Source organism: Streptococcus equinus ATCC 9812 (assembly GCF_000187265.1).
GTDB lineage: Bacteria > Bacillota > Bacilli > Lactobacillales > Streptococcaceae > Streptococcus > Streptococcus equinus.
In genome coordinates this window covers 495,184-505,449 of the sequence record NZ_GL698429.1, presented here as the reverse complement: position 1 = coordinate 505,449, position 10,266 = coordinate 495,184, and the positions used below count along the sequence as shown (strand labels likewise).

At 36.0% G+C, this 10,266-nt stretch carries 9 protein-coding genes and 1 pseudogene; 7 read left to right on the top strand and 3 right to left on the bottom strand.

Features of this window, described 5'->3' with window-relative positions:
- The 3 genes and pseudogenes from HMPREF0819_RS09105 to coaA form a co-directional block, all read right to left on the bottom strand.
- Positions 1-213, bottom strand: a pseudogene (locus HMPREF0819_RS09105) (ISL3 family transposase); the annotation flags it as partial.
- A gap of 210 nt (positions 214-423) precedes the next feature.
- The gene (rpsT, locus tag HMPREF0819_RS02380) at positions 424-675 is read right to left on the bottom strand and encodes a 30S ribosomal protein S20 (RefSeq protein ID WP_004231769.1); all 252 of its coding nucleotides are present in this window, start codon (positions 673-675) and stop codon (positions 424-426) included.
- Positions 676-750: 75 nt separating this feature from the next.
- On the bottom strand, positions 751-1,671 hold the full coding sequence (coaA, locus tag HMPREF0819_RS02375) for a type I pantothenate kinase (RefSeq protein ID WP_004231766.1): 921 nt from the start codon (positions 1,669-1,671) through the stop codon (positions 751-753).
- A 113-nt stretch (positions 1,672-1,784) separates the two neighbouring features.
- Between coaA and HMPREF0819_RS02370 the strand changes: the two genes are divergently transcribed.
- From HMPREF0819_RS02370 to nox, 7 genes are all read left to right on the top strand, one after another.
- Entirely contained in the window at positions 1,785-2,375 is a 591-nt protein-coding gene (locus tag HMPREF0819_RS02370; protein ID WP_004231762.1) for a class I SAM-dependent methyltransferase, read from the top strand.
- 500 nt (positions 2,376-2,875) lie between these two features.
- Positions 2,876-3,541: a deoxyribose-phosphate aldolase gene (gene deoC / locus HMPREF0819_RS02365; protein ID WP_004231760.1), complete on the top strand. Its 666-nt coding sequence runs from the start codon at positions 2,876-2,878 to the stop codon at positions 3,539-3,541.
- A 187-nt stretch (positions 3,542-3,728) separates the two neighbouring features.
- A complete protein-coding gene (locus tag HMPREF0819_RS02360) occupies positions 3,729-4,793 on the top strand; it encodes a BMP family lipoprotein (RefSeq protein WP_004231758.1) in 1,065 nt (354 codons plus the stop codon).
- A gap of 147 nt (positions 4,794-4,940) precedes the next feature.
- The gene (locus HMPREF0819_RS02355; protein ID WP_004231754.1) at positions 4,941-6,485 is read left to right on the top strand and encodes an ABC transporter ATP-binding protein; all 1,545 of its coding nucleotides are present in this window, start codon (positions 4,941-4,943) and stop codon (positions 6,483-6,485) included.
- The gene (locus HMPREF0819_RS02350; protein WP_044023409.1) at positions 6,478-7,530 is read left to right on the top strand and encodes an ABC transporter permease; all 1,053 of its coding nucleotides are present in this window, start codon (positions 6,478-6,480) and stop codon (positions 7,528-7,530) included. Before HMPREF0819_RS02355 ends, HMPREF0819_RS02350 begins: the two co-directional genes overlap by 8 nt.
- A gap of 1 nt (position 7,531) precedes the next feature.
- Positions 7,532-8,488, top strand: a complete 957-nt coding sequence (locus tag HMPREF0819_RS02345; RefSeq protein ID WP_044023276.1) for an ABC transporter permease — start codon at positions 7,532-7,534, stop codon at positions 8,486-8,488.
- A gap of 101 nt (positions 8,489-8,589) precedes the next feature.
- Positions 8,590-9,957 carry a H2O-forming NADH oxidase gene (gene nox, locus HMPREF0819_RS02340; RefSeq protein ID WP_004231747.1) on the top strand — a complete coding sequence of 456 codons (1,368 nt, stop codon included), beginning with the start codon at positions 8,590-8,592 and terminating at the stop codon, positions 9,955-9,957.
- Positions 9,958-10,266: the final 309 nt, after the last annotated feature.

The window sequence follows — 10,266 nt, the reverse complement described above, 5'->3', positions numbered from 1 at the left end:
GAAAGCGTCGCTTCTTGAGTTTGAGGACGGTAGGCATTCCCTGTGCGTCAAGAATAGGGATTTTAGACTCCTTTGACAATGGGGGCATAAAGGGGCAGTATAATCCAACTTAGCTTTGATTTCGATATGAGATGGATGCTGCCGAGCGCAGAGAATAGAAATATTTTTGTCTTTCAATCCGATTAAATCTGTGGTATTCTTAAGTAGTTCCATATGAGCCTTTCTAATGAATTGTTTGGTCGCTTTTCATTATAAGTCATATGGGACTTTTTGTGTACACTCAAAAGATCTATAATCTCCACAGTGGAGTTTTACCCACTATAGAAATTATAGAGCCTTAAAAAAGCGCTGTAATCAGCGCTTTTTTTGTAAGAGTGTTCATTAGATAAAAAGAAAAACTCCATTTGGAGTTTTCATTGGATATTATTTAGCCAATTTAGCAGCAAGACGTGCTTTATCGCGGCTAGCTTTGTTTTTGTGAATCAAACCTTTTGATTCAGCTTTGTCGATGCTTGCAGAAGCAGCACGGAAAAGCTCTTCAGATGGGTTAGCTTCAAATGCTTTGATAGCAGAACGCATAGCTGATTTTTGTGCTGAATTTTTTTCGTTTTGTTTAACGTTAAGTTCAGCGCGTTTGATAGCTGATTTAATATTTGCCAATGTTTTCACCTCCAAATTAATCTAACTACATTATTATATAGAATTTATTGCGATTTGGCAAGTCTTAATCGTCGTTTCAGTGAAATTTACTCATTTTTTCAAGTAAATTTGGTCAATTCTGTGATTGTTGGTCTTATGTAAGATTAACTCTGCTCTATTACGAGTTGGTTCGATATATTTTTCAAGGTTAACAAGATTGACCGTTTTCCAGACCATTTTAGCAAATTCAATTGCATCGTTATGAGGCATTTTTACAAATCTATTATAGTAGTTTGTTTTATCTGTTTTAGCTAATTCTAGCAGACTGTCAAAACGTTCTAAGTACCATCTTTCGATTAACTCATTTTCAGCATCAATATAAATTGAAAAATCAAAATAACCTGTCATATAAATACGTTTGTTTTTTTGATTTTGAAAAACATTAATACCTTCAACAATTAAGAAGTCTGGAGCTTCGATGGTTTGTTTTTGGTCGGGTATAATATCATAAACTTCGTGTGAATAAACTGGGATATGAGCAGTCATGCCGTTTTTGACCGTATCTAAAAAGTTTAAGAGAAGTTCCATATTATAGCTTTCAGGAAAACCTTTGCGGTCTAAAATATTTTTCTCAATCAGAACTTCATTTGGATAGATGAAACCATCAGTGGTAACCATTTCAACTTTGCTATCCTTAAACGTTCTAGCTAAAAGCAGTTGTAAAAGTCGACTTGTTGTTGATTTTCCAACTGCAACTGAGCCTGAAATACCAATAATGAAAGGTCGTTTGCTAGCTTCTTTTTTTAGAAAAATCCCTTTAGAGAAAGATAAATTTTCTTGTGAGTTTTTGTAAATTTGAATCAAACTAATCAGCGGAAGATAGACTTCAATAACATCTTGAATGCTGATGTTATCATTCAAACTTTTAATAGACTCAAGTTCCTCTGCCGTAAGAGGTGGTTGTGTCTGTTGGTGAAATTCTTTCCAGTTCTCACGAGAAATAAGATCAAAATTAATAAATTCGTTTGCCATACGAAACTCCTTAAAGAGGTTGTGTACTTTATTATAGCATTTTAAAGATAGATTGAAAACAGTTACAATGTGTGCTAAAATAGAAATGCATTATAAGAGAAAGTGATAGAAGAATGACTAAAATGTATTACGCTGAAAACCCTGATAGTGCTCATGATATTCATGAATTAAAAGTCACACTACTTGGTCAATCATTCACATTTTTGACTGATTCAGGTGTTTTTTCTAAAAAAATGGTAGATTACGGAAGCCAAGTTCTTTTAAATAGTTTAGAATTTAATCAAGGTGAAACACTCTTGGATTTAGGATGTGGGTACGGACCATTAGGAATTTCATTAGCCAAAGTTCAAGGAATAAAGCCAACAATGGTCGATATCAATAACCGTGCGATTGATTTGGCTAAGCAAAATGCGAACAAAAATGGTGTTGGTGCAGACATTTATCAATCGAACATCTACGAAAAAGTTATTGGAACTTTTAATCACGTTATCAGTAACCCACCGATTCGTGCTGGAAAAAAAGTGGTCTATACAATTATTTCTGAAAGTATTAACTATTTGAATGATGGTGGCGATTTAACAATTGTCATCCAGAAAAAACAAGGTGCCCCAAGTGCAAAAGCGAAAATGGAAGAAATTTTCGGAAATGTTGAGATTTTAAAACGTGATAAAGGTTATTATATCCTTCAAAGTAAAAAAAATTAAAAAATATTTATGAAACTTTATTGAATGAGAATTGGATTCTTATTTGATAAAGTTTTTTATTTTATCCTTGATATATCAGTGTTTATGACAAATGTCATAGAATAATTATGACATTTAAGTCATACAAAAATGAATATTTATCCTAAGTATATTGATAAAAATAACTATTATAACCGTTTTCAAACAATAGTAAAAACCGTTTTTTATTTTAGAAAAACTTGCCAATGAATATATTTTTTTGTAAAATAGTTCAGAAATAACGAATATGACATATGACATATATGACATATATATCGTGTATAATGTTCTTTAATAAGCTTTTTATTGACTTAACATTGTAGAATTCCTTTAAAAATAATTTTCGGATTTTGCCATTTTTGTTGATTATTAAAAAAATACTCAAAAAAACTTTTATTGTGTCGAAAAAATGGTAGAATAGATGAGGTGTAAATATTAATCAGAATGATAAAATCATTCTCAGAAAGGAATAAACTAGTTTAATGTCTATTAATAAGTATATTGATCACACTTTGTTAAAACCTGAAAGCACTCAAGAGCAAATCGATAAACTCATTGCTGAAGCTAAAGAGTACAACTTTGCAAGCGTCTGTGTAAATCCAACATGGGTTTCTCACGCAGCAGAATCTTTGAAAGATTCTGACGTTAAAGTATGTACTGTTATTGGTTTCCCTCTTGGAGCAAATACAAGTCGTGTTAAAGCTTTTGAAACAAAAGATGCGATTGAAAACGGTGCTGATGAAATTGACATGGTTATCAATATTGGTCAATTAAAAGCTAAACAATATGATTTTGTTGAAAATGATATTCGTGCTGTTGTTGAAGCAAGTGGTGATAAATTAGTTAAAGTTATCATTGAAACTTGTCTACTAACTGATGAAGAAAAAGAAAAAGCATGTCAACTTTCTGTAGCTGCTGGTGCAGATTATGTTAAAACTTCAACAGGTTTCTCAACTGCTGGAGCAAATGTTCATGACGTTGCTTTAATGCGTAAAACAGTAGGACCAAACGTTGGTGTTAAAGCTGCAGGTGGTGCTCGTACATATGCAGATGCTGAAGCATTTGTTGAAGCTGGTGCAACTCGTATCGGTGCTTCTTCGGGTGTCGCTATTGTAAATGGTGAAACAGCAGCAGAAGGTAGCTATTAATCATTAGTTAAGAAGAAATAGAACATTTTTTGATTGTTGACGGTCGCGATGATGGTCAGGTGGTGACATTGCCACGGTTTTAGGACTCACAGAAGTCTGTTCTGAAAGTTGTTCATTAAGCCAATTGGCTTGATAGATTTTTAGCAACGAAGGTTGCTTATAAGTTTTTTAGGAGGGTTCATTTTTCATGAACAAGAAAATTGTTGGTCTTGGACTTGCTGCAGTAGCAACATTAGCGCTTGGCGCATGTAGTCGTTCAAATTCATCTAGCTCAAGCTCAGATTCTAGCGTAAAAGCTGCAATCGTTACTGATACAGGTGGTGTTGATGACAAATCATTCAACCAATCTGCTTGGGAAGGTATGCAAGCTTGGGGTAAAGAAAACAAATTGAAAAAAGATACTGACTACACTTACTTCCAATCTGATAGTGAGTCAGACTATGCAACAAACCTAGACTCAGCTGTATCAAATGGTTACAACCTTGTTTTTGCGATTGGTTACAACCTTCACGACGCTGTTGATGAAGCTGCACCTCAAAATGAAGATACAAACTATGTTATTATCGATGATGTTGTTGCAGACCACAAAAATGTTGAAAGTGTATTGTTTGCAGATAATGAAGCTGCATATCTTGCTGGAATCGCAGCTGCAATGCAATCTAAAACAAAACACGTTGGTTTTGTAGGTGGTGTTGAATCTGATACAATTACTCGTTTTGAAACTGGTTTTAAAGAAGGTGTTGCATCAGTTGATAGTTCTATCAAAGTTGATGTTCAATACGTTGGTTCTTTCTCAGATTCAGCTAAAGGTAAAACAATTGCTGCAACAATGTATGCTGGTGGTTCTGACGTTATTTACCAAGCTGCAGGTGGTTCTGGTACTGGTGTCTTCTCACAAGCCAAAGAAATCAACGAAAAATTACCAGCTGATAGCGACAAAAAAGTTTGGGTTATTGGTGTAGACCGTGACCAAACTGAAGAAGGTAACTACACTTCATCGGATAAAGTGAAATCAAACTTTGTTTTGACTTCAACAATCAAAGAAGTAGGTCAAGTTGTTAATGATATTGCTAACCGTCAACTCAAAGGTGATAAATTTGAAGGTAACACAACTAAAACATACGGTCTTAAAGACGGTGGTGTTGATCTTGTTACTAAAAACCTTCCAGATAACATCAAATCTGCTGTAGAAACTGCAAAAGAAAAAGTTATCAAAGGCGAAGTAAAAGTAGATGATGGCGTAAACAAATAATCGCTCTTTTGAAAAAAGCGACCAATTTGGTCGCCTTTTTTCAGGGACTGAGATAAATCTTATTTTTATCTCAGTTAAGTCCATTAAATCATGTTTTAATGGACTTAACTGACCTAAAAATTATTATTAGACTGAAAGGGATCACACATGACACATGAAAACGTCATAGAAATGCGTGAGATTACCAAGAAATTTGGTGATTTTGTCGCAAATGACCATATTAATTTAGAAGTCAAAAAAGGTGAAATCCACGCTCTCCTCGGAGAAAATGGAGCCGGTAAATCGACTTTGATGAATATGCTTGCTGGTCTTCTACAACCAACAAGTGGTCAAATCTTAGTAAAAGGTGAAGAAGCAAGGCTTGACTCACCATCTAAATCAGCTAAGATGGGTATCGGAATGGTTCATCAACACTTTATGTTGGTAGAAGCTTTTACAGTTGCTGAAAACATTATCTTGGGTAATGAAGTAACAAAAGGTCCTGGAATTCTTGACCTTAAAAAAGCAAGCAAAGAAATCAAAGAATTATCAGAGAAATACGGTCTAGCCGTAGATCCGTCTGCCAAAATTTCTGATATTTCAGTTGGTGCGCAACAACGTGTTGAAATTTTAAAAACACTTTACCGCGGAGCAGATATCATTATCTTTGATGAACCGACAGCTGTTTTAACACCTTCTGAAATCACTGAATTGCTTGATATTATGCGTAATTTGGTTAAAGAAGGTAAATCAATCATCTTGATCACTCACAAACTTGATGAAATCCGCGCTGTTGCTGACCGAGTTACAGTTATTCGTCACGGTAAGTCAATTCAAACAGTTCCAGTTGCTGATTCAACAAGTAGCGAACTTGCAGAAATGATGGTTGGTCGTGCAGTTTCATTTAAAACTGATAAAGTTCCAGCAAATCCAAAAGATGTTGTGTTGTCAGTTAAAGATTTAGTTGTCAATGAAAACCGTGGAGTACCAGCAGTTAAAGAATTGTCACTTGATGTTCGTGCTGGTGAAATCGTTGGTATCGCGGGTATCGACGGTAACGGCCAAACTGAATTGGTAGAAGCTTTGACTGGTTTGCGCAAAGTAGAGTCAGGTCACTTCTTCATTAAAGGCATTAACATGACTAACCAACGTCCTCGTAAGATTACTGAATTGGGTGTTGGGCATGTCCCAGAAGACCGTCACCGTGATGGTATGGTTCTCGACATGACAATTGCTGAAAATATTGCTCTTCAAACTTACTATAAAGAGCCATTCAGCAAACATGGATTCATGAACTACAATAAATTAAATGAACATGCTCGTAAGTTGATGAAAGAATTTGACGTTCGTGCAGCTAGTGAACTCGTTTCAGGTGGTGCCTTATCAGGTGGTAACCAACAAAAAGCTGTTATCGCTCGTGAAATTGACCGTAATCCTGATTTACTTATCGTTAGTCAACCGACACGTGGTCTTGACGTCGGTGCGATTGAATATATCCGTAAACGCTTGGTAGCGGAGCGTGATAAAGGTAAAGCAGTCTTAGTAATTAGCTTTGAATTAGATGAAATCCTTGATGTTTCTGACCGTATTGCCGTTATTCACGATGGTAAAATTCAAGGTATCTTAGACGCTGCCGCAACCAATAAACAAGAACTTGGTATTTTGATGGCTGGTGGTAAAGTGGAAAAGGAGGATTCTAATGTTAATGTCTAAGAAAACTCAAAAATGGGCTGTGCCATTGATTGCAGTCTTCCTTGGAATGTTGCTTGGAGCAATTCTTATGCTTGCTTTTGGTTACAATCCACTATGGGCATATAACGATTTGCTTTATACAGCATTTGGTTCAGTTAAAAATATTGGTGAAATTTTCCGTGCAATGGGTCCACTAATCCTTATTGCGCTTGGTTTCTCAGTTGCTTCAAAAGCTGGATTCTTTAACGTTGGTCTTCCTGGTCAAGCGTTAATCGGTTGGGTAATGTCGGTTTGGTTTGCACTTTCATTCCCAGGTCTACCAAAACCAATCTCAGTAATTTGTACTGTTTTAGTTGGTCTTATTGCTGGTGGTATTGCGGGTGCAATTCCAGGTATTCTTCGTGCCTTCCTTGGTACAAGTGAAGTTATCGTTACAATCATGATGAACTACATTATCTTATATGGTACACAGTATCTTATTCAAGATGTGTTCTCTGATAAAATCATGCGTACAACAGAAGCAACTATCAAAGTTTCTAAAAATGCTTCTTATCAAACAGAATGGTTATCAGCTTTGACAGATAACTCTCGTATCAATATCGGTATCTTCATCGCCTTGATTGCTGTTGTGGTTGTTTGGTTTATGATGCGTAAAACAACATTGGGTTATGAAATTAACTCAGTTGGTATCAACTCTCACGCTGCTGAATACGCTGGTATGTCAGCTAAACGTTTGATCGTTGTTTCAATGATTATTTCTGGTGCCCTTGCCGGTCTTGGTGGTACTGTGGAAGGACTTGGTACATTTGGAAATGTTTACTCACAAACAAGTTCTCTAAGTATTGGTTGGGACGGTATGGCTGTTTCACTTCTTGCAGTAAATACTGCCTTAGGTATTCCATTTGCAGCATTCTTGTATGCTGTTCTAGCTATCGGTAAAACAGGTATGATTGGTATCCCATCAGAAGTTATCGATGTTGTGTCTGCCTTCATTATCTTCTTTGTTGGAGCAGATTATATGATTCGTCAATTTATTAAAACTAAAAATGAAGAGGGAGGAAAGTAAGATGAGTTTTTCAACAACGTTAGCCCTATTAGTTTCTTCCATGTTAATTTACTCAGCACCTTTGATTTTTACAAGTATCGGTGGTACATTCTCAGAACGTGGTGGTATCGTCAACGTCGGTCTTGAAGGTATCATGGTTATGGGTGCTTTCTCTGGTGTTGTTTTCAACTTGAAATACGCCGATGTTTTTGGACATGCAACTCCTTGGGTTGCTTCAATTGTAGCAGGTCTTGTTGGTATTGTTTATTCTCTTATTCATGCTGCAGCTACAATTAATTTCCGTGCTGACCACGTCGTTTCTGGTACTGTACTTAACTTGATTGCTCCAGCGTTTGCTGTTTTCCAATGTCGCTATATGTTTGGTAAAGGTCAAACAGATACTATTACTCAAACTTTCGGTCGCTTCTCATTCCCGATTTTGAAAGATATCCCAGTTATTGGTAAAATTTTCTTTAACAATACATCTTTAGTTGCTTATGTTGCAATTTTAGTATCATTTATTTCATGGTTTATCATCTTTAAAACCCGTTTTGGATTGCGTCTTCGTTCTGTTGGTGAGCACCCACAAGCAGCAGATACACTTGGAATCAATGTTTACTTCATGCGTTATGCAGGTGTTATGATTTCTGGTTTCCTTGGAGGAATCGGTGGAGCAGTTTATGCCCAAACAATCTCTAACAACTTTGCAGTAACAACTATTGCTGGACCTGGTTTCATCGCGCTTGCTGCAATGATTTTCGGTCGTTGGAATCCAATTGGTGCAATGCTTTCAAGTCTATTCTTTGGCTTGTCACAATCACTTGCTATTATCGGTGCACAATTGCCGTTCTTCTCAAGTATTCCATCAGTTTACTTGAAAGTTGCTCCATATGTTTTGACAATCGTTGTCTTGGCAGCATTCTTTGGTAAAGCAGTTGCTCCAAAAGCAGATGGTATCAATTACATTAAATCTAAATAATAAAATGAGCTGGTATTTTACCAGCTTTTTTAAGCATAAAAGTTGTAAGCGTTTTAATTATATGTTATATTAAACTAAATAAATAATGTGAGGTTACTTTTATGAGTAAAATTGTTGTAATCGGAGCAAACCATGCTGGTACAGCCTGCATAAAAACAATCTTAACTAACTATGGTTCAGAAAATGAGGTCGTAGTTTTTGATCAAAATTCAAATATTTCCTTTTTAGGATGTGGCATGGCGTTATGGATTGGAGACCAAATTTCTGGTCCTGAAGGACTTTTTTACTCAAGTAAGGAGGAACTTGAAGTGTTAGGAGCTACGATTTACATGAATTCTCCTGTAATAGCTGTTGACTATGATAAAAAAACAATTACAGCCTTAGTTGATGGAAAAGAGCATGTTGAAACTTACGAAAAGTTGATTTTTGCGACAGGATCCCAGCCAATCGTTCCACCGATTAAAGGTGCTAAACTTAAAGAAGATTCAAGGGAATTTCAAGCAGAACTAGAAAACATTCAATTTGTGAAACTGTATCAGAATGCTCAAGATGTTATTGAAAAGCTAGATGGTAGAGATATTTCACGAGTTGCAGTAGTAGGAGCAGGTTATATTGGTGTCGAGCTTGCTGAAGCCTTCAAGCGCAAGGGAAAAGAGGTAACGCTAATTGATGTCGCTAAAACTTGTCTTTCAGGTTATTACGCTGACGATTTTAGTGATATCATGGCAGCAAATCTTCAAGAACACGGTATTAAGCTTGCTTTTGGTGAGAACGTACAAGAGATTACTGGTAACGGAAAAGTTGAGAAACTCATTACTGATAAAGCAAGTTACAAGGTAGATATGGTTATCCTAGCTGTTGGTTTTAAACCAAACACTAGTCTATCAAATGGAAGTGTCAAACTGTATAAAAATGGTGCATTTCTCGTTGACAAGAAGCAGGAAACAAGTGTTTCTGGAGTTTATGCTATAGGTGACTGTGCTACGATTTATAACAATGCTTCGCAGGAAGTAGACTATATTGCTCTCGCATCTAATGCTGTAAGAACTGGTATCGTCGCTGCTCACAATGCTTGTGGACATAGTCTTGAAGGTGTTGGTGTACAAGGCTCAAATGGAATCTCAATTTATGGTCTTAATCTTGTTTCTACAGGATTAACACTTGAAAAAGCTCAATCAAAAGGTTTTGACGCAGAAGAAATAGAATACTCTGATAAGCAGAAACCTGATTTCATCAAAAAAGATAATTATGAAGTGACCCTAAAAATAACCTATGACAAAAAAACAAGAAGAATATTAGGTGCTCAGATGCTAGCCATGACTGATATTTCACTTGGTATACATTTCTTCTCATTAGCTATCCAAGAAGGGCTAACGATTGATAAATTAGCGCTCACTGATTTGTTCTTCTTACCACATTTTAATAAGCCATATAACTACATTACAATGGCTGCGCTGAATGCAAAATAATTAGTAATTAGAAGCATAAAAAACTCTAAGCAGGTTTCGCCTGCTAACTCATGACAGAAAAAGAATCACCGACTATAATTAAGGTGAACAATACAAATCCGTGGTGTTAAATAGGGCTTTGCCTAGCCTGTACAAAAAACTGGATAAACAAGGGCCGTGAGATAACTCGAATACGTCTTGAACGTGAAAATAAAATCACTAACAACCTCTTGTTCTATTGTTCAATGATAGAATTGGAGGTTTTTATTATGGAAGTTATGATTGAAACATGCTGTGGTATTGATGTTCATCAAAAGTCTATTGTCTGGC